The 20555-nt window shown below is 68.7% G+C and carries 19 protein-coding genes; 11 read left to right on the plus strand and 8 right to left on the minus strand.

The annotated features are described in order from the left end of the window. Positions 1-4: 4 nt before the first annotated feature. Together ASF08_RS02925 and ASF08_RS02930 are read right to left on the minus strand one after the other, a co-directional pair. A complete protein-coding gene (locus tag ASF08_RS02925; protein ID WP_056141108.1) occupies positions 5-394 on the minus strand; it encodes a tautomerase family protein in 390 nt (129 codons plus the stop codon). 67 nt (positions 395-461) lie between these two features. Continuing rightward, positions 462-1811 carry an aspartate aminotransferase family protein gene (locus ASF08_RS02930; RefSeq protein ID WP_056141110.1) on the minus strand — a complete coding sequence of 450 codons (1350 nt, stop codon included), beginning with the start codon at positions 1809-1811 and terminating at the stop codon, positions 462-464. 173 nt (positions 1812-1984) lie between these two features. Here ASF08_RS02930 and ASF08_RS02935 point away from each other — a divergent pair, with 173 nt between their 5' ends. From ASF08_RS02935 to ASF08_RS02950, 4 genes are all read left to right on the plus strand, one after another. Beyond that, the gene (locus tag ASF08_RS02935; protein WP_056141114.1) at positions 1985-3391 is read left to right on the plus strand and encodes an aminotransferase-like domain-containing protein; all 1407 of its coding nucleotides are present in this window, start codon (positions 1985-1987) and stop codon (positions 3389-3391) included. 59 nt (positions 3392-3450) lie between these two features. Then, complete coding sequence (locus ASF08_RS02940) at positions 3451-3867, plus strand: HIT domain-containing protein (RefSeq protein WP_056141116.1); 417 nt, start codon at positions 3451-3453, stop codon at positions 3865-3867. After that, positions 3867-4772 carry an NAD(+) diphosphatase gene (gene nudC, locus ASF08_RS02945; RefSeq protein ID WP_056141119.1) on the plus strand — a complete coding sequence of 302 codons (906 nt, stop codon included), beginning with the start codon at positions 3867-3869 and terminating at the stop codon, positions 4770-4772. Before ASF08_RS02940 ends, nudC begins: the two co-directional genes overlap by 1 nt. Positions 4773-4960: 188 nt before the next feature. Continuing rightward, positions 4961-5821 carry an outer membrane protein gene (locus tag ASF08_RS02950; RefSeq protein WP_056141121.1) on the plus strand — a complete coding sequence of 287 codons (861 nt, stop codon included), beginning with the start codon at positions 4961-4963 and terminating at the stop codon, positions 5819-5821. Between the two features lie 48 nt (positions 5822-5869). Here ASF08_RS02950 and ASF08_RS02955 read toward each other — a convergent pair whose 3' ends face one another. The 3 genes from ASF08_RS02955 to ASF08_RS02965 all read right to left on the minus strand — a co-directional run bounded on the left by ASF08_RS02955 (position 5870) and on the right by ASF08_RS02965 (position 8598). Next, the gene (locus ASF08_RS02955; RefSeq protein ID WP_056141124.1) at positions 5870-6382 is read right to left on the minus strand and encodes an ureidoglycolate lyase; all 513 of its coding nucleotides are present in this window, start codon (positions 6380-6382) and stop codon (positions 5870-5872) included. After that, positions 6382-7218 (minus strand): bifunctional allantoicase/(S)-ureidoglycine aminohydrolase, encoded by an 837-nt coding sequence (locus tag ASF08_RS02960; RefSeq protein WP_056141128.1) that lies wholly within the window; start codon positions 7216-7218, stop codon positions 6382-6384. Before ASF08_RS02960 ends, ASF08_RS02955 begins: the two co-directional genes overlap by 1 nt. A gap of 78 nt (positions 7219-7296) precedes the next feature. Next, positions 7297-8598, minus strand: coding sequence for a dicarboxylate/amino acid:cation symporter (locus ASF08_RS02965; RefSeq protein WP_056141130.1), 1302 nt, complete (start codon positions 8596-8598; stop codon positions 7297-7299). Positions 8599-8813: 215 nt separating this feature from the next. On the opposite strand from ASF08_RS02965, the gene ASF08_RS02970 reads away from it, so the two are divergent. Both ASF08_RS02970 and ASF08_RS02975 read left to right on the plus strand, forming a co-directional pair. Next, the gene (locus tag ASF08_RS02970) at positions 8814-9713 is read left to right on the plus strand and encodes a LysR family transcriptional regulator (RefSeq protein WP_056141135.1); all 900 of its coding nucleotides are present in this window, start codon (positions 8814-8816) and stop codon (positions 9711-9713) included. A gap of 354 nt (positions 9714-10067) precedes the next feature. Then, a complete protein-coding gene (locus tag ASF08_RS02975; protein ID WP_056141138.1) occupies positions 10068-10439 on the plus strand; it encodes a hypothetical protein in 372 nt (123 codons plus the stop codon). A gap of 24 nt (positions 10440-10463) precedes the next feature. Here the strand turns inward: ASF08_RS02975 and ASF08_RS02980 are convergent, their stop codons facing one another. Beyond that, positions 10464-10703, minus strand: coding sequence for a hypothetical protein (locus ASF08_RS02980; protein WP_018045551.1), 240 nt, complete (start codon positions 10701-10703; stop codon positions 10464-10466). A 304-nt stretch (positions 10704-11007) separates the two neighbouring features. On the opposite strand from ASF08_RS02980, the gene ASF08_RS02985 reads away from it, so the two are divergent. The 3 genes from ASF08_RS02985 (at position 11008) to ASF08_RS02995 (ending at position 14185) form a co-directional block, all read left to right on the plus strand. Beyond that, positions 11008-13095: a M48 family metallopeptidase gene (locus tag ASF08_RS02985; protein WP_056141364.1), complete on the plus strand. Its 2088-nt coding sequence runs from the start codon at positions 11008-11010 to the stop codon at positions 13093-13095. 11 nt (positions 13096-13106) lie between these two features. Beyond that, positions 13107-13604: a hypothetical protein gene (locus ASF08_RS02990; protein WP_018045553.1), complete on the plus strand. Its 498-nt coding sequence runs from the start codon at positions 13107-13109 to the stop codon at positions 13602-13604. A gap of 77 nt (positions 13605-13681) precedes the next feature. Continuing rightward, positions 13682-14185: a hypothetical protein gene (locus ASF08_RS02995; protein WP_056141141.1), complete on the plus strand. Its 504-nt coding sequence runs from the start codon at positions 13682-13684 to the stop codon at positions 14183-14185. A gap of 208 nt (positions 14186-14393) precedes the next feature. Here the strand turns inward: ASF08_RS02995 and ASF08_RS03000 are convergent, their stop codons facing one another. Further along, positions 14394-15533, minus strand: coding sequence for an HPP family protein (locus ASF08_RS03000; RefSeq protein WP_056141144.1), 1140 nt, complete (start codon positions 15531-15533; stop codon positions 14394-14396). A gap of 413 nt (positions 15534-15946) precedes the next feature. Between ASF08_RS03000 and ASF08_RS03005 the strand changes: the two genes are divergently transcribed. After that, positions 15947-17569 carry a Na+/H+ antiporter gene (locus ASF08_RS03005; RefSeq protein ID WP_056141147.1) on the plus strand — a complete coding sequence of 541 codons (1623 nt, stop codon included), beginning with the start codon at positions 15947-15949 and terminating at the stop codon, positions 17567-17569. A 153-nt stretch (positions 17570-17722) separates the two neighbouring features. Then, positions 17723-17989, plus strand: a complete 267-nt coding sequence (locus tag ASF08_RS03010) for a hypothetical protein (RefSeq protein WP_056141150.1) — start codon at positions 17723-17725, stop codon at positions 17987-17989. 253 nt (positions 17990-18242) lie between these two features. Here ASF08_RS03010 and ASF08_RS03015 read toward each other — a convergent pair whose 3' ends face one another. Next, positions 18243-20264 (minus strand): hybrid sensor histidine kinase/response regulator, encoded by a 2022-nt coding sequence (locus tag ASF08_RS03015; protein ID WP_056141155.1) that lies wholly within the window; start codon positions 20262-20264, stop codon positions 18243-18245. Positions 20265-20555 lie beyond the last annotated feature (291 nt).

The raw sequence follows: 20555 nt of genomic DNA on the forward strand, positions 1-20555 counted from the left end.
ATTGTCAGAGCTCGCCGGTGAGGAACTGCGCCCGGCCGTGGCCGAAGGACCAATCCTCGTCGGTGTTCTCCACCGTGGAGACCATGACATCGGCCGGGGCGATGCCGCAGGCGGCTTCGAGCTTCTCGGTCAGCAGCTTGTAGAACAGCTGCTTCTTCTCCTTTCCGCGCGGCCGGGTGATCATCTGGACCACCACCACGTCCTTGGTGCGCGGGATGTCGAGCCCAGTATCCTCGACGATCATCCGCGAGGGCTTGTGCTCGGTGACGATCTGGTAGCGGTCGCCCGGCGGGACGTTGAACGCCTCCAGCATCGCCTCGTGCGCGGCGTCGAGGAGCGTCTTCAGTTCGGAATCGGTGCGACCTTCCAGGATATCGAAGCGCATCAGGGGCATGTCGGTTCAACCTTTGAAGAGAATGGAACGGGTCACGGGCCGTCTATCGGGTGAGCACCGCCGCCGATCAGGCCTCAGTGCGGATGAGGCCGCGCAGCATCTCGATCATGCCGGTGATCTCGGCGGGGGTCGAGATGAAGGGCGGCCCCATGGCGATGGTGTCGCCGGTGAAGCGCAGGAGGATGCCCTCGCGCAGGCCGCGCTCGAAGACCCGCAGCGCGCGCGCGCCGGGCTGGCCCGGTGTCGGTTCGAGGTCCACCGCCGCCGTCAGGCCGAAATTGCGGATGTCCTTGATGCCCGGCTCGTCGCGCAGCGTGTGGACGGCCCCCTCGAGGATCGGCTCCAGCTCGCGCACGCGGGCGAAGAGGTCGCCCTCCTCCATGAGGTCGAGGGAGGCATGAGCGACGGCCGCCGCCAGGGGATGGCCCGAATAGGTGTAGCCGTGGAACAGCTCCACCGCCGCGGCCGGCCCGGTCATGAACGTGTCGTAGATTTCCTTCCGCACGATGACGCCGCCCATCGGCACGATGCCGTTGGTGATGCCCTTGGCGAAAGTGATCATGTCCGGGATCACGCCGAGACGGTCAGCGCCGAAGGGCGCGCCGAGGCGGCCGAAGCCGGTGATCACCTCGTCGAAGATCAGCAGGATGCCGTGCCGCGTGCAGATCTCGCGCAAGCGCTGCAGATAGCCCAGCGGCGGCACGATGACCCCCGCCGAGCCCTGCAGCGGCTCGACGATGACGCAGGCGATGGTGCCCGCATCGTGCAGCGCCACCATCCGTTCGAGGTCGTCGGCGAGATGCGCGCCCCAGGCGGGCTGGCCCTTGGAGAAGGCCATCTCGGCGTAATCGTGGGTATGGCGCAGGTGGTCGACGCCCTGGATCATGGCGGTGGCGAACATCTTGCGGTTGGCCACCATGCCGCCCACCGACATGCCGCCGAAGCCGACGCCGTGATAGCCCTTCTCACGGCCGATCATGCGGAAGCGGCCGGCCTCGCCGCGCAGGCGGTGATAACCAAGCGCGATCTTGAGGGCGGTATCGACGGCCTCCGAGCCGGAATTGGTGAAGAACACCCGGTCCAGCCCGTCCGGCGCCATGTCGGCGATGCGCTCGGCCAGCCGCAGGGTCACCGGGTTGCTCATCTGGAAGGCGGGACAGTAATCGAGCGTCTCGGCCTGCCGGCGCAGGGCCTCGACGATCCGCGGCTGGGCATGGCCGAGGGGGCAGCACCACAGGCCCGACAGGCTGTCGAACAGCTCGCGCCCCTCGGCGGTGCGGTAATAGGCGCCCTTCGCCGAGGTGATGATGCGCGGCGTCGGATCGGCCTTCACGTGGCGATTGGGCGTGAACGGCATCCAGTACGGCTCGACATTGAGCTGCCGGTCCGCCGCCTGGTCGATGATCGCATGGTCCATGTGTCTCTCCGCCGATCCGCGATGCAAGAACCCGACCCTCGCCGCGCTGCGTTATCGCCCGGCCCGGCGCGACCGACTATCGACAGTTGGCGGGTTGGCACGCGCAGCTGTATCTGTTCACCCGCCCATACAGTCGGATCGCCGAGTCCGGCCTCGCCCGTGGATGACGGCCCATGATCAGCCTCGACCCCGCCAGCACCGCCCCCCTCGTCGCTCAGCTGGTGGAGGCCGTCTCCGAGCGCATCCGCAGCGGAAGCGTGGCGCCGGGCGCCCGACTGCCCTCGGTGCGCAAGCTCGCCGTTCAGTGCGGCGTGAGCACGCTCACCGTCTCGAACGCCTATAATCGGCTGGTGGCGGACGGCCTGCTCGAAGCCCGGCGCGCCAGCGGATACTTCGTCTCGGCCCGGCTGCTTGATCGCAAATCCGTCGTCCCTCGGCGGAAACCCGTGCAGATCTCGGTGGATTCCGGCTGGCTGCTCCAGCGGGTCTACGAGGAGGACGCCTTGCCCGTCAAAGCCGGCTGCGGCTGGCTGCCCGACAGCCACCTGTTCGCCGACGGGATCAAGCAGGCCCTCGCCGCCCTGGCGCGGCGCCCCGACCGGTTGGTCTCGCGCTATGGGCATCCCCTCGGCTACGCCCCCTTGCGCCGGGCGATCCAGCTGCTCCTCGCCCAGCGCAACATCGATTGCGAGCCGGACCAGATCCTGCTGACGCACGGGGCGAGCCAGGCCCTCGATTTGACCATGCGGACCTTCCTGCAGCCGGGCGACGTCGCCCTCGTGGACGATCCCGGCTATTGCAACCTCTACCCCTCGCTCCACGCCATGGGGGTGACCATCGTCGGCGTCGAGCGAACCCTCCAGGGGCCGTCGATCCCCGCGCTCCAGGCACTGGCGGAGCGGCACAAGCCGAAGCTGTTCTTCACCAATACGAGCTTCCACAACCCCACCGGCACGTCCTGCTCGCCGGCCACCGCCTACCAGATCCTCCGCATCGCCGAGAAACACGACTTCCAGATCGTCGAGGACGACATCTATGCGAGCTTCGTCGAGGAGACGGCGCCCAGCATCGCCAGCCTCGACCAGCTCGCGCGCGTCATCCACGTCAGCAGCTTCTCGAAGACCATCTCGCCCGCCCTGCGGGTCGGCTATCTCGCCTGCAACCCCGAGAATGCGCAGCGGCTCCTGCGCATGAAGATGGCGGCGAGCCTGACGAGCTCGGAGATTTCCGAGAGCATCGTCCACTCGATCCTGACGGAAGGCCAGTACCGCCTCCACATCGCGCGGCTCCGCGAAAAGCTCGCCGCCGAGCAGAAGATTGTGGCCGACGCCCTGCTCTCGGTAGGCCTGTCGCTGTTCCACCGCCCCGCCAACGGGCTCTTCCTATGGGCAGGCTTCGGCGGCGATCCGGACACGGCCGGCCTCGCGCAAAGGGCTGCCGCCAAGGGCATCATGCTCGCTCCCGGACACCTGTTCCGCGCCGATCAGGAGCCGACCCCGTGGCTGCGCTTCAACGTGGCGCATGCCAACGCGCCGGCCCTGTTCCGCTTCCTCGACACCGAGCGGCCCGCGCCCGCGTGACTTACGAGGCCGAACCGGCGAGAACTCCGCATTCCCGACGCATCCCAGCTTGAGCGGCGATGACAGACGAATTCACCCTCGACCCGCGCCTCGTCGCCGACACCGTGCCGGTGGGCGACCTCGCCTTGTGCAGCGTCCTGCTGATGGACGATGCCCGGTTTCCCTGGCTGATCCTGGTGCCGCGCCGGACGGGTGCCAGCGAACTCACCGACCTGTCGGCGGAGGATGCGCGCGACCTCATGGACGAGATCCGGATCGCCACCGGCGTGATGCTGACCCTCGCCAAGCCCGACAAGGTCAACGTCGCCGCCTTGGGCAACGTCGTTCCGCAGCTCCATGTCCACGTGATCGGGCGCTTCCTGTCCGATCCGGCCTGGCCCTCGCCGGTCTGGGGCGTCGGCACGGGCCAGCCCTATCCGCACCACGCCCGCGCCCAGATGATCGAGCGCATCGGCGCCCTGTTCGCGGCCGCCTGATGAGCGCGCGCCTCGACCAACTCGGCTATGCGGAGAGCCGGCTCGTCCGCCATTCGGCCGAGAGCAGCGACCTCGTGCCGAAGCCGGACGCGCCGGAGGCTCGGATCGTGCTCGTGGCGGGGGACCGCATCGTCCTTGCCGGCGATACGGCGCTCCTCCCCTCCGGGCAGGCGGCGAGCGCCTGCCACGCCGATCTCACGCTGTTCCTCGGCCGCCTCGACGGTGCCCCCGTCTTCGCCTGCGCGGTCTCGCCGGAGGCCGCCGACGGGTACGAGTCCGATCCCGGCTTCCGCACCACCGACCTGCGCAGCCTTGCCGCCGAGAACGCGGTGGCGCCGCACGAGCTCGGCCTTCTCGCCACGGCGAAATCGATCCTGGCCTGGCATGCCCGCCACGGCTTCTGCGCCAATTGCGGAACCGCCACCCGTTTCGCCGCCGGCGGTTTCCGCCGCGAATGCCCGACCTGCGAGACGCATCACTTCCCCCGCGTCGATCCCGTGGTGATCATGCTGATCCGGCGGGGAGAATCCTGCCTGCTCGGGCGCTCGCCGCGCTTCAAGGAGGGCATGTATTCCTGCCTCGCCGGCTTCCTTGAGCCCGGCGAGACCATCGAAGACGCGGTCCGCCGCGAGACCCTCGAAGAGGCGGGGCTGAGGATCGGCGCGGTGGCCTACCACGCCTCGCAGCCCTGGCCGTTCCCGTCGTCGCTGATGATCGGTTGCGCGGCCGACTCCCTGGACGATGCGATCACCATCGATCCGGCCGAGCTCGCGGATGCCCGCTGGTTCACCCGCGACGAAGTCTCCGCGATGATCGCCGGCACCCATGGCGAGGGTTTGACCGTGCCGCCGCCCATGGCGGTCGCGCATCTGCTCATGCGCGCCTTCGTCGAGGAGCGGCTCTAACGGGCTGTGGAAACCGGTCGCCGGGCACATGACAGTGGCATTTTTGTACCGCCACGAGGGAGAGTCAGCCACGTCGCGTCTTGGTTAAGAATTTCGGACGGTCGTTCCGAAATTGTGTCTTCCCGGCACTATCCCAGGATCACGCCTATGATTCACGTCGCTGCCTCAGTGGAGGCGGTGAGGGGACGATGGCGAAGATTGTGTTGGGTGTCGGCGCGATGATCGGGCTGATGACCGGAACCGTGGCTGCGGCGGACCTGCCCCGTCGTTCCGCACCGCCGCCCGTCTTCGTGCCTGTCCCGGCTTTCAGCTGGACCGGCTTCTATGCCGGCGTGCAGGCCGGATACGGTTTCACCGACCGGCAGACCGTCCGCACGGCGGCGACCTCGGTGAATGGCAGCGGCACCGATTTCTTCATCGAGCGCTCTGGCATCGCCTCGCTGTCCTCACGTCAGCAGGGCTTCGTGGCCGGCGGTCAGGCCGGGTACAATTACCAGCTCACCCCCGGCGCGGGCCTCGTCCTCGGCATCGAGACCGATATCGCCTATACCGATCTCGACGAGACCAAGCGCAGGTCGCGCAGCCTCTTCGGTTCGGGCAGCGATTCGGCCGTGGTCACCACCACGCGGCAAAGCCTCGATTTCCTCGGCACCGTGCGCGGCCGGCTCGGTTACGCGTTCGATCGCGTCCTGGTCTACGGCACCGGTGGTCTCGCCTACGGCAACGTGAACTACCAGAGCGCGACGAGCTTTCAATTGGCGGGAGTCCCGACCCTCGACCTCTTCGGCGGCGGGATCGACCGTCTCGAGACCGGCTTCGCCTATGGCGGGGGCATCGAATACGCCCTGCCGACCGAGAGTGTCCTCAACGTCTTCCGGTCCTCCGCGGTGACGCTGAAGGTGGAATACCTGCATTACGATCTCGGCAAGCGCAGCGTCCCGCTGACGAGTTCCAGCGGACTCGGCCAGTCCCTGGTGGAAGCGACCTCGCGCTTCCGGTCGGAGGGAAGCGTCGTCCGGGTTGGGCTGAACTACAAGTTCGGCTCCTGAGGTCTCGGGAGGTCCGGCTCGCGATGCCCTCAGGGGCATCGCGGCGGCTTATCCTTCCGACGCTGTCGGCAGAGCGACCGTCCAGGGCTCGTCGAGCCGGACCTCTTCGAGATTGATGCCCGTCCCGCCGCGATCGACCACCAGGAACTCCTGGGGGGCACCGAAGGGGGTCAGCACGCCGTGCCAGGTGCCGACGTCGTAGCAGATCCCCTGGTGCGGCGCCGTGACGAAGGCCTGCGGCGGGCCGGGCCGCCCGTCCTCGTCGGGGCAGACGACGACGAGGAACGGCGCGGCATTCAGCGGCACGAAGGCCTGCGCGCCGAGGGGATGGCGCTCGACGAGGCCGACGCTCAGCGGCAGGGGATAGGGTTGGGCCTCCACGAGGCCGATCACCACCCGCGCGTCCTCGCCGAGGGCGCGGACCTCCGCCAGATCGTGGAAGCGGCGGGCCATGCCCGCATTCATGGGGCGCGGATCCACGGCCGCCTTGTCGATGACCGTCCCGAACGGGGTGAAGGCCTCGGGCGTGAGCGGGCGGGCGACGATGTGGCGGGCGCTCATCACCCGATCCTGCGCGGCGTCAGGGCCGGGTGGCGGTTGACGTCCTTGTAGAGCAGGTAGCGGAAGGGGCCGGGGCCGCCCGCGTAGCAGGCCTGGGGGCAGAAGGCGCGCAGCCACATGAAATCGCCGGCCTCCACCTCGACCCAGTCGCGGTTGAGCCGATAGACCGCCTTGCCTTCGAGCACGAAGAGCCCGTGCTCCATAACATGGGTCTCCTCGAAGGGGATCGAGGCGCCGGGCTGGAGCGTCACGATGTTCACGTGCATGTCGTGGCGCACGTCGTCGGGAGAGACGAAGCGGGTCGTGGCCCAGACGCCGTTCGTACCGGTCATGCCCCGGGGCTCGATCTCGGAATCGTGGCGGATGAAGGCGGGGGGCACGTCGATGCCCGGCACGGGCTCGTAGGCCTTGCGGATCCAGTGGAAGCGGGTCGGCTCGTCGCCGCCATTGCGCAGCGTCCAGGCGGCGCCCGGCGGCAGATAGACGTAGCTGCCCGGCCGCAGGGCATGTGTTGCCCCGTCGAGGACGAGGCTGGCATGACCGCCGACCACGAACAGCACGCCCTCGGCGCGGGGATCGAGTTCCGGGCGTTCGCTGCCGCCGCCGGGGGCGACCTCCATCAGGTACTGGGCGAAGGTCTCGGAGAAGCCGGAGAGCGGCCGGGACAGGATCCAGGCGCGGGTGTCGTCCCAGAACGGCAGCACGCTGGTGACGATGTCACTCATCACGCCCTTCGGGATGACCGCATAGGCTTCCGTGAACACGGCCCGTCCGGTCATCAGCGCGGTCTGGGGCGGCAGGCCCCCGCAGGGCGGGTTGTAGGAAGAGGCGGTCATGGGCTCGTCTCCAACAGGTCATGCGGCCCGTCCGGACCATCGTCGTCGCGGGCGCAGCGCCGGATGCGCACCCTGAGCCTACGCCTTGGCGAGGGGGCTATCGAGCACCGCCGCCGTGTCGGTGGCGACCTCTCCGTTCAGGACGCGGTGGGCCTGCGCCCGGTCGATATCGCCCTCCCAGGCGGCGATGACCACCGTCGCCACGCAATTGCCGATGAGGTTGCCGAGGGCCCGGGCGATGCCGACGAACCAGTCGATGGACAGAACCAGCACCAGCCCGATCACCGGGATTTCCGGCACCGCCGACAGAGTCGCCGCCAGGACGACGATGGCCGATCCGGGGACGCCGTGTGCGCCCTTGGAGGTCAGGAGGGCGATGCCGAGGATCAGCATCAGGTGCCCGAAGGACAGGGGCGTGTTGGTGGCCTGCGCGATGAAGACGGTGGCGAGGGTGAGGTAGAGGGAGAAGGCGTCGAGGTTGAACGAGTAGCCCGTGGGGATCACGAGGCCGACGGTGGAATCGCGGATGCCGAGCCGTTCGAGCTTGCGCATGATCTGCGGCAGCACGCTGTCGGAGGAGGCCGTGCCCGCCACCACCATGAGTTCCTCGCGCAGATAGGCCAGGAGCTTCAGGATGCTGAAGCCGGCCGCGCGCAGGATCGCGCCGAGCACGACGAAGACGAAGAAGGCGACGCCCACATAGAACAGGACGACCAGCATCCCGAGCTGCCGCAGGGAGCCGATGCCGTACTTGCCGACGGTGAAGGCGACGGCGCCGAGGACGCCGAGGGGGGCCAGCCGCACGATGAAGCCGATGATCTTGAACAGGACGGCGGTGATCCGCTCGATGCTCTGCGCCAGGGGCTGCCCGTGCTCGCCGAGCAAAGCCAGTCCCGAACCGAACAGGATCGCGATGATGAGGACCTGGAGGATGTCGCCCTTGGCGAAGGCGTCGACGATCGTGGTCGGGATGATCTTCATCAGGAAGTCGACGGTGCCCGTCACCTGCCCGACCCGGTCGGTGTAGCTGGCGATGGCCTTGGCATCGAGGGTGGAGGGATCGATGTTCATGCCGGCCCCCGGCGCGAACGCGTAGGCGAGGACGATGCCGAGGACGAGGGCCACGGTCGTGACCGCCTCGAAATAGATCAGCGCCTTGAGACCGACCCGGCCGACCTTGCGCAGATCCCCCGCCCCGACGATGCCATGCACGACGACACCGAAGACCAGGGGCGCGATCGCCATCTTGATCAGCTTGATGAACCCGTCGCCGAGGGGCTTCAGGGCGACGGCGAAATCCGGCCATACGATGCCGAGAACGATCCCGAGGACGAGGGCCGCGACCACCTGACCGAACAGGGACGCAAAGAAGCGCTGCATGCGAACCTCCAACCGTTGCTTCAGGCCGTTCGTCGCTCCGCGTGCCCGGCCCCGGTGCATCGGAAGGGTCGTCGATGTGACCGCGCCACGTCGGGGGGACTCACCCGGGTGCGGCATGCCGTCGCCAATCGCCGAGTGCAGCATTGTTCGACCCGCGCCGGCCGTCAAATATCTCTTTCGTCGCCATTAAGAGCTTCCACATATGAATGGCGGCCATGGAACTGCGCCACCTCCGCTACTTCGTCGCCGTCGCAGAAAAGCTGAGTTTCACGGCGGCTGCGGAGGCCCTCGGCGTGGCGCAGCCGCCATTGAGCCAGCAGATCCGCGATCTGGAGACGGAGATCGGAACCTGCCTGCTGGAGCGGACGACCCGCCGCGTCTCGCTCACCCAGGCGGGCCAGGATTTCCTGGTCCGGGCGAGGGCCATTCTCCACAGCGCGCAGGACGCCACCGAGCGGGCGCATGCCATCGGCTGCGGCAGCGTCGGCGTGCTCAATGTCGGCCTGACGGGCTCGATGCTCGCCGGACCGCTCGGCGGACTGATCCATAAATTCCAGGAGACCTTCGCCGGCGTCGACATCCAGATCCACGAAATGTCGCCGGACAAGCAGATCGCCGCGCTGAAATCGGGGCAGACGGACATCAGTTTCCTGCGCACGCCGCCGCAGGACCCGGACCTCCTGAGCGAACTGGCCTGGAGCGAGGGGATCGCCGTGGTCCTGCCCAAGGGCCACGGGATCGTGAGCGATTCGGTGACCCTGAGCCGACTCAAGGACGAGAAATTCGTCTTCCTGCGCCTACGCGATTCGCTGTTTGCCAGGCACATCCTGCAATGCTGCATCGGCGCCGGCTTCTATCCGACCATCTCGCAGCAGGCGGTGGAGGCCGCCTCGCTCACCAGCCTCGTGGCGGCGGGATTCGGTGTCGCCCTGATCCCGGAATTCGTGGCGAAGCTCGCCCATGCGAACGTCACTTACAGGCCCGTCGTCTCGCCGATCCTGTCGGCGGATGTCCACGCCCTCTATCACCTGCGCTCGGGACCGATGGCGCAGAATTTCCTGGCCCTGATGCGTAGCGATGCGGAGCGTCTGGCCGCCGAATTGCGGCGGGGATGACGCCTCGGTCGGCTGCAGACCGGTGTTCAACATTGGCTAACCAATCGGGCCCACCCTGGCGGCCATGTCGAAACAAACTGTCAAAACCGCACGCTGTGCCCTCTGGCTGGCCTCGCTGGCCCTCTGTTGCGTGTGCGCCTTCCAGCTGATGAAGATCCCCAAGACCGCCCCTCAGCCCGGTCCTCACGCCTCGCTCAGCCGCGACCCCGACACGACGGGATCGATCGACACCGGGCCGGTGAAGGTCTGCCGACCGACCGTCTGTTAATGACTTCCCACCGATCGGCCGGGATGGACACCATTCGTTAACCACGGCGCCGCACTGATGGGGCAACCCAACTTGCAGGTACCCGAGTGTTCCAGGCCCGTTCGATCGGCATCGAAGATTTCAACGACGACTGCCCTGTTTCCGGCGACGAGCTCGGACAGATCTACCGTGCCCACGCCGACGCGATCCCCGCGCTGATGGCCACGATCCCCGAGCGGACCCGCGCCCGCCTCGCCGCCTTCCTCTATGGCCGGAGCCATACCCGCGAACTCGCCACGCGGGTCGCCGCCTCGTGCCACGCGACCACCCTGCGGCAGGTCGCAGGCGATCTCGGCGACGCGATCCATCGGCAGTCGCGACAGGGCTACGCGCCCCCCACCTATGGCGACGGACACCGCGCGTCGAAGAAGGGCGTCAGCCTCGCGGGATCGGGGACGACGGGTAGCTATCGTCTCTGAACCCAATAGGACCGGCCAGCGCGGCTAATCCATGCCGCGCGCGGCGCGCCATGCCGCCAACGCACGCTCGCGCGCATCGTAGAGAGATCGGAGGCGACTTCCCTCCTCGCCCCGGCCGGCGCGCTGGGCCGCCATCTCGTCGATCCTCTCGGATCCGAACACGCTCGCCAATTCCGCGATCCACGCCGCGTCGGCGGCGATCAGGGCGGCCTCCGTCGAGGCGAGCACGGGGGTGGAGAAACCCGGAAAGAGGTTGAGATTCATCCGCGCGCATACGGAGCTTCATACAAAAAAGTTTCATGCCTCATTCCAGGGGGCATTCTGGCCAGCGGGCGGTCTGGCGTCGCCCTCCACCTCGCCATGGGGAGAGTTTCCAGAAGGCCGTCTGGATCGGGCGTGCGCCTCGAAGGGTGATTTTTCCTAGGAAGTCGCCTATGCCCATGCCCGTTTGTGCGAAGACACATCTCGGGAGGCAGGCATCGCCGACGCTACGATTACGCGCGCACCATCGCGTCTGCGCTCGCTGGCCGGCCTCGTGGCCGCCACCGTCCTGCTGCCCCTGGCCGTCATGCTGCTCGGGGTCTGGGAGCAGGAGCGCGCCGCCGCCGACTGGGCCGATCTCGATGCGGAACGCCTGCACCTGACGCGGATCGTCCAGGATCTCGAGGCGCGGGAGCCACGGGACGGCCGCATCGATTACCGCATGCAGTTCCGCCGCAACGGGCAAAGCTATGGCGGCCCCCTCGCCCTGGTCCAGGCCCGGGCGGCGCGCGACGAGACCGCGACCCTGACCCTGCTGATGGACTGGCGCCGGACGCTGCCGCCCGTCGTCATCGCGGCCGGGGGCATCGCGGCGGCCCTGTCCGTCCTCGTCCTCCTGGCCGGCGCCGTGCTGGGATCGATGGGGCGGGCCTCGCGGGACGTGCTGGTGGGCGGCTTCTCCCTGGTGCGACGGCTGCTGCCTCCCATCCTCGCCATCCAGGTCCTCCTCACCGCCGGAGGGTTCGTCGCCGCCGTGATCTTCGAGGCCGGCATCCTCGCCAGGCCCGGTCTCGGCAGCGGAGAGATCAAGCTGCTCATGATCGCCGCCGTGGCCGTCGGGGCCGTCCTCGTCACGGCGGGCGCGACCGTCCTCGGCCTGCGCCGCGCGCTGGCCGCGTTCGAGCCCGACCCGCTGCCGATCCTCGGCCGGACCGTCTCGCCGGCGGAAGCGCCCGGCCTGTGGCGTCTCACCGAGGGGCTCGCCGAACGGCTGGGAGCGCTCAAGCCCGAGGCCGTGGTGGTGGGCCTCACCGGAGGATTCTTCGTCAGCGCCGGGCCGGCCGTTGTGGAGCCGGGGGGCGAGCGCCTGACGGGCCGCATCCTCTATCTCCCGCTGCCCTACCTCGCCCTGATGCGCGGCGACGAGGTGGCGGCGATCATCGGCCACGAACTCGCCCATTACGCCGGGGGCGACACCGCCTACAGCCAGCGCTTCCTGCCGATCTATGCCGGGGTCGGACGCTCCCTCGACGCGGTGGCGGAAGGGCATGCCGGATCCTTCGGGCTGCTGACCCCGTCCTTGCGCCTCGGCGCATTCGTGATGGAGCGGTTCCACCTCGCCGTGCGGCACTGGAGCCGGGCGCGGGAATTCGCCGCCGACGCCGCGGGCGCCGGACCGACCTCGGCGGATGCCGCCGCGCGGGCGCTGCTCCGCACCGGCGCGGTTCAGCCCCGCATCGCCGAGATTCTCGATGCCGCCGCCGAGAAACCCGGATCGGCCCCCGCCGATCTCGTCGCCGCCATCCTCGATCACGTGATCGCGCGCGGCCTCGACGACCCGGCCGCGCATCTGGAGGCCGAGCAGCCCCACCCCACCGACACCCATCCGCCGACCCGCGAGCGCATCGCCGCCCTCGGCAGAACCCTCGACGCCGAACTCCTGGCCGCCGCGGCCATCGTGCCGCCGCCCCACGCGCTGGGCCAACTCGCCGCCTATTTCGCGGACCCCGCCGGATTGTGCCGGACGGCCACGGCGGATTTCCGGGGGGCCGTGGAGGAGCATGACGCGGCCGTACGGGCGCATCTCGAAGCGACGGCGGCGGCGATCGGCACCGAGGAGCGGGTGCTGCGCGAGAACAGCCGGCCCGGCGCCATCGTCCTCGCGGTCACCGGACTGCTCTTCGCCTCTTTTGCCCTCGGCCTGGTGACCCTCGGCTTTCCGGGATTGTCGGCCTGGGAAGCGCGCCTCGTGGCGGCGGTAGCCCTTGCCTGCGGGGCCGGGCTTGCGGGTTTCGGCCTGTTCAGGCTGTGGCGGGGTGAGCGGACCACGATGATCCTGCGGCCCGAAGCCCTGGTGATCCCCGGCCTCGACCGGCCCATCCCCTGGGACGACATGGCCGACCTCGACATGACCCTGCAGCAGACCGGAATCGTCACGCGCCTGCTCCTGCCGCCGGAAGCGCCGTTCCCGCAGCTTGTGCCGGGGGGCCGGAAGATCCGCCTCGACCCCAAGCGCCGCATCGTCACGATCAGGGCCGGCCTGCCGCGGAAGATGACGCTGCAGGACTTCGCCGACCTGATCGGCCGCTACCGCCACGCGGCGGAAGCGCGCCGCGTCCTCGCCGAGGCCGGCTCATCCCCGGCCCGCTCCACCCCCGACGCCAGAGCCACGTGAGGCCCGCACCCATGACCGCTTCCGCGAAAAGCCCGGACACCTTGCGCCTCCCCCCTCCCCGCCAGGGCTGGGGCAACATATTCTGGACGCTGTTCGGCCTCGCGGCGCTCGCGGGACTCCTCGGCGCCTGCCTCGTCTACACGGCGCCGCCGCTGCTCTCGGATTGGCAGGTCCGCGACACGGCCCATCCCGTCGCCGACGCGCGGGTGACGGACGGCAAGTGCAGTGCCAAGATCGTGATCCACATCTGCGACGCGACGCTGAACCTGCGCACGCCCACCGGCACCGTGGCGCGCCGGGTGAACTACGTGTTCACCGGCCTGCATGTGGGCGATTACAGCATCCGGGTGATGGCCGATGCGGGCCGTCCCGACCTCGTCACCACCGATCTCGGCCTCGACCGGCTGTGGAACCGCACCCTCACCTTCCTGGCGATCACTGGGGCGCTGGCCGCAATCATCGTGCTGGGCATCGCCGGGATGATCCGCAACCGGCGCGCGGCCTCCTGAAGGCTCCTCGCTCCGGCCGTCGAACCGTCACCCCAGGCCCGTGATCCGGGGCCAAAGCACCACGAAGGAACCGCCGCATGATGTCACGCCGCCACGTTCTCGAAGCCACCGCCCTCGTTCTGCTCACCGCATCGGCGGCCTGGGCCGAACCGACGGTGGGCCTCGCCGAGCGCCGGGCGATCGCCGCCTACCGCCAGGACCGCTATCCCGCCTACGAGAAGGCGATCCAGGACGCGGCGGGCATGCCCGTGCCGGTGGAGGTCGCCTGGGACCAGCTGACGATCCCCGGCGATGCCAAGTACTATGCGGACGAAGGCTATTTCGGGAAGACGATCTTCGAGCCCATCGCCGCCGGGTTGAAGGAGGTCGGCAAGGACAAGATGGGCCGGGACGCCCTTGCCCAGAAGCTCAAGGCGATCCGCATCCGGTTCGACGAGAAGACCGCGCCGGCCTCGAACTACCCCAACGGGCTGACCTTCGAGGGCGGCACCCTCGACGTGAACTGGCGGCCCTTCTCCAACGTCGCCGACTTCAAGGACAGGGTCGATGCCGTGGTGAAGGTTCTGGAAAAGAACCTCTGATCGCAACGCTGGCCGCGTCTCCTTCAGGCGCGGCCGAGAAGCCGGTGAACCTGCCACGTGATCATCATGCTCGACGCCATAAGGATCGCGTAGAGAAGGTTGAGAAGAAGCGGCGTGTCGTGCATCGGCCCGAACCCGTGCTGGTACGGTGGGAGGAAAGCACCTCCCTGGCAACAACCGGGCCATGCCCTCCCCGCCGACGGGCCGTTCACGACGTCTGCGGGCCGGTGGGTTCGAGGGCCTTGGCGGAGACCAAGCGCATCAGGACCGCCAGCAGGTCGGTCTGGGTGACGATCCCGAGGACGCTGCGATCCTCGGCCGTGACCACCACCGCATGCGTGTGTCCGTCGCTCAGCGTCTCGACCAGGGAAAGCACGGGCTCGTCCGCCATGGCGGTCCTGGCCGTCGACATCACCTGCGCGATGGCCCCGTCACCGCGCAAGGCGAGTTCGCGCAGGCCCAGCGTGCCGGCGAGCCGGCCGGCGCCGTCGATCACGGGCAGGGTCCGGATGTTGTGCTTGAGCAGCAGGTCGCGCGCCTTCGCGACGGAGTCGTTCACGCCGATCGTGACCACGTCCCGCGACATGACCGTGCCGCAGTCGAGCTCCCCATGGGCGCGGGCCATGGCCTGGCTCTCGACTTCGCGGAGCAACCGATCCAGGTCGGTCCGGTCGATGTCGAGGGTTTCGTTCAGGGACTGGAGCGCCGCGTCGACGTCGCGGGCATTGAAGCCGACGCGGAGCGGAGGTGGCAGGTCGGCCGTCCCATGGACGTTGACGGGCGCCGCCTGCGGAACATGCGGATATTGCCGCCCCGACAGCCGATGGAAGGCGATGCCGAGGCCGACCAGGATGAGGGAGTTCAGGCAGACGGGGACGAAGGGAAACAGGAAGCCGGAGGACGCGATGGCCGGCCCGCCGATGAGGGCCGTCAGGGCGGCGGCACCGCCCGGCGGATGCAGGCAGCGCGTGAACGACATCGCCGCGATGGCGAGCGAGACGCCGACGCCGATGGCCAGCACGGGGTTGGGGATGAAATAGGCCGCCGTGACGCCGATCAGGGCCGAGATCGTGTTACCGCCGATGATCGGCCAGGGCTGGGCGAGGGGGCTCGCCGGCACGGCGAAGAGGAGCACCGCGGTCGCTCCCATCGGGGCGACGATCAGGGGAATGTGCGGCCCCTCCCCGACGATCCAGCCGCTGACGAGGCCGGTCAGCGCGATGCCCAGGAGAGCACCGAGGCAGGCGATGAGACGCTCGCGCAGCGTCGCACCCGCGAGGATCGGCCGAAACAGGCGAGATCCGAGCAGGTCGCCGAGACGACGTCCAGGACCAGCAATGTTGGACATCCTCTCCTACCCCTCCCCCGTTCGACCGCGCACTCGGCCGCTCATCGCCGCCATCGCTGGCTCACGAGCCTGGTATACCAGAGAGAGTTTTACAGGCCGCGTCGAGATTTGCAATCTCGATAGGCATTTTGCCTTTTGGTGAGGCAATCCGGGCGTCCGATATAGTCGCACGACGCTTTCGCGTTCCGATCGCTCACAATTTTGGCCGCCGCCGAGTATGCGAGCGTGAGATCCTGCCTGCCGATCACTGTCCTGTGATCGATGATGCGGGTCATCCGAGGGCGCTCGCGCTGCGGTCCTCTCCGGACCTGCGGCTCGCTCGGACGGCGATGGCGGCTCTGGCCATCGCGCCCCTATGACGCCACACGGCCGGGGCATCGACACCGCCACCGGCTCCACCATGAAAGAGGCGCATGGAAAGCGTTACCGTCGTCCTGGCCCTGCTGCTGTCCGTCCTCGTCAGCGGCGCCCTCGGCCGCCTGCTTCCGCTGCCGTTGCCGTTGATCCAGATCGCCATCGGCGTGGCCCTGGCCCTGGGACCGCTGCCGAGCACGTCCCTCGACCCCGAGATCTTCTTCCTCGTTTTCCTGCCGCCGCTCCTGTTCCTGGACGGCTGGCGTATTCCGAAGCGTGACCTGTTCCGGGACGGCAAGACCGTGCTGGCCCTGGCGCTGGGCCTCGTGGTCCTGACCGTGCTCGGCATCGGAACGCTGATCCACGGCATGATCCCGGGGATGCCGCTCGCCGTGGCCTTCGCCCTCGCGGCCGTCCTCTCGCCGACCGATCCCATCGCGGTCTCGTCCGTGGCGGCGCAGGCCCCGGTGCCGCGCCGTCTCATGCACATCCTCGAAGGCGAGGCCCTCCTCAACGACGCCACCGGCCTCGTCTGCCTGCGCTTTGCCATCGCCGCCGCCCTCACGGGCACCTTCTCGCTGCCCCAGGCCGCGACCACCTTCGTCTGGCTCGCGCTGGGCGGCATCGGCATCGGCGCCGCGACCACCTTCCTCCTCATGGGCGCGCAGGACCTTCTGCGCCGGCGCACGGGGGAGGATCCCGGCCTACAGATCCTGTTCAGCCCGCTCACGCCGTTCGGCGCCTATCTCGCCGCCGAGCATGTCCACGCTTCCGGCATCCTGGCCGCCGTCGCGGCCGGCATCGCCATGACCTATGTGGAGATCCAGGGCCGCAGCCTGGGCGCCACGCGCGTCCGGCGCACCGCCGTCTGGGACACGGTGGCTCTGGCCGCCAACGGCTCGATCTTCGTCCTGCTCGGCGAGCAACTGCCGGAGGTGCTGCGGCAAGCCGTCAAACAGGCGGACGTCCAGGGGGCCGGCTGGCTCGTCGCCTGGATCCTGGCCATCACCGCCGGCTTGATGGCGATCCGCTTCGTCTGGGTCTGGATCTCGCTCCAGTTCGTGCTGATGAAGGCACGCCGGAGCGGCGATCGCCGGGAGACGCCGACCCTGCGCCTCGTGGCCGCGACGACCCTGGCGGGCGTCAAGGGCGCCATCACCCTCGCGGGTATCCTGACCCTGCCGCTCACCCTGGCGGACGGCACGCCGTTCCCCGCGCGCGACCTCTCCATCCTGCTGGCGATGGGGGTGATCCTCACCTCGCTCCTCCTGGCGAGCACGGTCCTGCCCCCGCTGCTGCGGGGCCTGCGCCTTCCCCCCGAGCCCAGCCTCGATGCCGAGGAGGACGCCGCCCGCGCCGCCGCGCGCGACGACGCCGTGAAGGCCATCGAGGCTCTTCAGCATCGGCTCGTGGAGGAGCAGGAGGACGCCTCCATCGCGGTGGAAGCCAGCGCCCGCGCCATGGACCGCTACGAGGGTCTGGAGGCTCCGACGGAGCAGCCCCGGAAGGATGTCAGCCGCGTGAAGCAGTTGGCTCTCACCGAGAAGCGCCTGCGCCTCGCGGGCATCGACGCCGAGCGCCAGGCGCTCTACCGCCTGCGCCGGTCGCAGGCCATCGACGACGTTCTTCTGCGCCGGCTCGTCCGGGAGATCGATCTGGTGGAGGCGCGCCTCGTCGTCTGAGCGGGTCGGGCGGGATCTGGGCGCGCGATATAATCCGTGACACCGCGTGCGCGCGAGCACGCCAAGAATGGAGATGGCGCCCCATATCTATTTCCAACAGCAACAAGCAGACCTCATTCCAGATCTGCAGCTTATAGGAGCCACGTCACCCCCATGAAGACCCGTATTGCCGCCATCGCCACTGCCCTCGTTCTTGGTGTGTCTTCGATTTCTTCGGCGATGGCTTACGATCGTCCTGCCCGTTACACGGGGTTCTCGCCCTACGATGTCGAGACGACGGGTTCGCTCCAGTCCCGTGGTGATGATGTCTCGCGCAACCCGTCCACCTGCCCGATGAGTTCGGCCGCCGAAGGCAACGCCAACCAGCAGAACTTCCCGGTCCAGCAATACGGCCAGACCTCGGGCGGGAACCGCTGCTGATCGGTCGACGAGGGTTCGCCGATGAAGCTGAAACCGTTCAACTACGCGATGATCGGCGTGTTTGCCGTCGGCCTCATCGCGACGATCGTCGGCTCGCTGAAGGTCGCCATGGGGTTCTGAGACCCCTTCGATCCGAGACGTCGTGCCAGGCCTCGATGAGTTCGCCTCATCGGGGCCTTTTCGCGCGCCGTCACGGCGATTGCGGCTTTGCGGATCCCGGATTGGTCGATGGCGAACCGGTGCGCCCGTCCGATCAGCCGAGCCAGGAGCCGGCCACTTCCGTCATCGCGCCGGGGGAGCCGCCGGTCTCGTCCGCCGCCGGCCGGAACGCCAGGATCCGGCGCTCGACCTGAAATCTCGTCTGGATGGCGCGGGCCAGCTCCTCCTGCCCGAACGGCTTGGTCAAGCGCACGTCATCGGCGTGCTCGCCCTCCGTCGGGTCGGCGTAGCCGGTCGCGAGGATGGCCGGCAATTCGGGATAGTCCCGGCCGATCGCCGCGATGAGCTGCGTGCCGTTCATGCCCGGCATCAACTGGTCCGTGATCACGAGATCGAACGGTTCGGCGCAGCGCAGGACGTGCAGGGCCTGCGCGCCCGACGCCGCCTCCTTCACCACGTGACCGAGATCCTCCAGCAGGGCCGCCGTGTTCATCAGGACCAGCGGGTCGTCATCGACCACCAGCACCCTCAACGGCCTCGTCGCCGACGGGCAGAGGGCCGTTTCCGGCACCGCCTTTCCCGGGTCGCCGGCCTCGGCCTCGGGCAGCCACAGCTCGGCCGTCGTGCCCTGGCCCGGAACGCTCCTGAGACGCAGCCGGCCGCCCGACTGCTCGGCGAAACCGTGGATCATGGAGAGCCCCAGCCCGGTGCCCTTGCCGACACCCTTGGTCGTGAAGAACGGCTCGGTGGCGCGGGCCAGCGTCTGCTCGTCCATGCCGTCCCCCGTATCGGTGACCGACAGGCAGACGTAGCGACCCGGAGCGAGGCCGGGAATTTCGTCGGGGGCGACCACCGCGTCGCGCGCCGCGATGGTGATCCTGCCGCCCTCCGGCATGGCATCGCGGGCGTTGACGGCGAGATTGAGCAGGGCCAGTTCGAGCTGGTTGGCATCGACGTTGGCGAGCGGCAGCTCCGGGGGGAACCGCGTGGCGACCGGGATGCCCGCACCGATGGAGCCCTGCAGCAGCTCGGTCATGCCCCGCACGAGCTCCCGCACGTCCACGGGGCCGGTTTCCAGCTTCTGCTGGCGGGCGAAGGCGAGCATGCGCTTGGTCAGCGTGGCGCCCCGCTCGGCCGCCTGAATGGAGTTCTCCACCAGCTGCAGCAGCTTGCGATCCGGCGGGAGGCGCTTGCGGGCGAGATGCAGATTGCCGAGCACGACGGCGAGGAGGTTGTTGAAATCGTGAGCGACACCGCCGGTGAGCTGACCGATCGCCTCCATCTTCTGCGACTGGACGAAGCGCGAGCGCGCGTCCTCGAGAGCCCGCTCGGTGTTCCGCCGCTCCGTGACGTCCCGCGTGATCTTGGCGAAACCGATCAGCTCGCCATGCTCGCCCCGGATCGGATCGATGACCACATGCGCCCAGAAACACGTCCCGTCCTTGCGGACGCGCCGGCCTTCGGCTTCGAAACGGCCTTCGGTGGCCGCCGTCCGGAGCGCCTGGGCGGGCAGGCCCGAGGCGCGGTCCGCGTCGGTGTAGAAGCGCGAGAAATGCTCGCCGATGATCTCGTCGTCCGTGTAGCCCTTGAAGCGCTGGGCGCCGCGATTCCAGCTCGTGACCTTTCCCTGAGGGTCGAGCATGTAGATGGCGTAGTCCCGCACGCCCTGCACGAGCAGGCGGAACTGCTGCTCGCTCCGTTCGAGGGCGGCCAGGGCGGCCCGTCGCTCGGTGAGGTCGCGGGTGACCTTGGCGTAGCCGACGAGGGTACCGTCCTCGCCACGGATCGGATCGATGAGCACGTGCGCCCACATCAGGCTGCCGTCCTTGCGGACGCGCCATCCCTCCTGCTCGAACCGCCCCTCGGTCTCGGCGATCCTCAAGGCCCGGCCGGGCAGACCGATGGCCCGGTCGTCGTCGGTGTAGAAGCGCGAGAAGTGCTCGCCGATGATCTCGGCGTCGGTATAGCCCTTGAAGCGCTGGGCGCCGCGGTTCCAACTCGCCACCCGACCCTGCGGATCGAGCATGTAGATGGCGTAATCGACGATGCTCTCCACCAGCAGGCGGTACCGCTCGTCATCGACGACCAGGGCTTCGACCGCATCCGCCGCCGTCATGGCGTGACCGATGGTGGGTTCTCGATTGGAGACATCGTCAGCCATGGGTCCACCCTACTCGATACCCAACACGATGTCGGCTGCGTCGCCTTTCGGACGCTTCGCTGACCCACCCGGTGACTGGTGCCCCAACGCTCCATGACCATACCTCGACCGGACGTCGGAGACAGTCTCACGCCTGTCGCAACAGAGTGACTGGATTTCCATTCCCGCTTCAATGCGGGGTGACTGTCAATTGATAAGTTCTGGCGCCCAAGCGCCGTCGCGCGGGGCCTCGGAGCCGGTCACCGG

Source organism: Methylobacterium sp. Leaf85, from assembly GCF_001422125.1.
GTDB lineage: Bacteria > Pseudomonadota > Alphaproteobacteria > Rhizobiales > Beijerinckiaceae > Methylobacterium > Methylobacterium bullatum.

Excerpts from the sequence above, each read along its gene's own strand:
- nudC (WP_056141119.1), top strand. The coding sequence starts at position 3,867 with ATGAGCGCGCGCCTCGACCAACTCGGCTATGCGGAGAGCCGGCTCGTC.
- ASF08_RS02925 (WP_056141108.1), bottom strand. The coding sequence starts at position 394 with ATGCCCCTGATGCGCTTCGATATCCTGGAAGGTCGCACCGATTCCGAA.
- ASF08_RS02960 (WP_056141128.1), bottom strand. The coding sequence starts at position 7,218 with ATGACCGCCTCTTCCTACAACCCGCCCTGCGGGGGCCTGCCGCCCCAG.
- ASF08_RS02985 (WP_056141364.1), top strand. The coding sequence starts at position 11,008 with ATGCTGCTCGGGGTCTGGGAGCAGGAGCGCGCCGCCGCCGACTGGGCC.
- ASF08_RS03015 (WP_056141155.1), bottom strand. The coding sequence starts at position 20,264 with ATGACGGCGGCGGATGCGGTCGAAGCCCTGGTCGTCGATGACGAGCGG.
- ASF08_RS02995 (WP_056141141.1), top strand. The coding sequence starts at position 13,682 with ATGATGTCACGCCGCCACGTTCTCGAAGCCACCGCCCTCGTTCTGCTC.
- ASF08_RS03010 (WP_056141150.1), top strand. The coding sequence starts at position 17,723 with ATGAAGACCCGTATTGCCGCCATCGCCACTGCCCTCGTTCTTGGTGTG.
- ASF08_RS02950 (WP_056141121.1), top strand. The coding sequence starts at position 4,961 with ATGGCGAAGATTGTGTTGGGTGTCGGCGCGATGATCGGGCTGATGACC.
- ASF08_RS02965 (WP_056141130.1), bottom strand. The coding sequence starts at position 8,598 with ATGCAGCGCTTCTTTGCGTCCCTGTTCGGTCAGGTGGTCGCGGCCCTC.
- ASF08_RS02940 (WP_056141116.1), top strand. The coding sequence starts at position 3,451 with ATGACAGACGAATTCACCCTCGACCCGCGCCTCGTCGCCGACACCGTG.
- ASF08_RS02990 (WP_018045553.1), top strand. The coding sequence starts at position 13,107 with ATGACCGCTTCCGCGAAAAGCCCGGACACCTTGCGCCTCCCCCCTCCC.
- ASF08_RS02930 (WP_056141110.1), bottom strand. The coding sequence starts at position 1,811 with ATGGACCATGCGATCATCGACCAGGCGGCGGACCGGCAGCTCAATGTC.
- ASF08_RS02955 (WP_056141124.1), bottom strand. The coding sequence starts at position 6,382 with ATGAGCGCCCGCCACATCGTCGCCCGCCCGCTCACGCCCGAGGCCTTC.
- ASF08_RS02935 (WP_056141114.1), top strand. The coding sequence starts at position 1,985 with ATGATCAGCCTCGACCCCGCCAGCACCGCCCCCCTCGTCGCTCAGCTG.
- ASF08_RS03000 (WP_056141144.1), bottom strand. The coding sequence starts at position 15,533 with ATGTCCAACATTGCTGGTCCTGGACGTCGTCTCGGCGACCTGCTCGGA.
- ASF08_RS03005 (WP_056141147.1), top strand. The coding sequence starts at position 15,947 with ATGGAAAGCGTTACCGTCGTCCTGGCCCTGCTGCTGTCCGTCCTCGTC.
- ASF08_RS02970 (WP_056141135.1), top strand. The coding sequence starts at position 8,814 with ATGGAACTGCGCCACCTCCGCTACTTCGTCGCCGTCGCAGAAAAGCTG.
- ASF08_RS02980 (WP_018045551.1), bottom strand. The coding sequence starts at position 10,703 with ATGAATCTCAACCTCTTTCCGGGTTTCTCCACCCCCGTGCTCGCCTCG.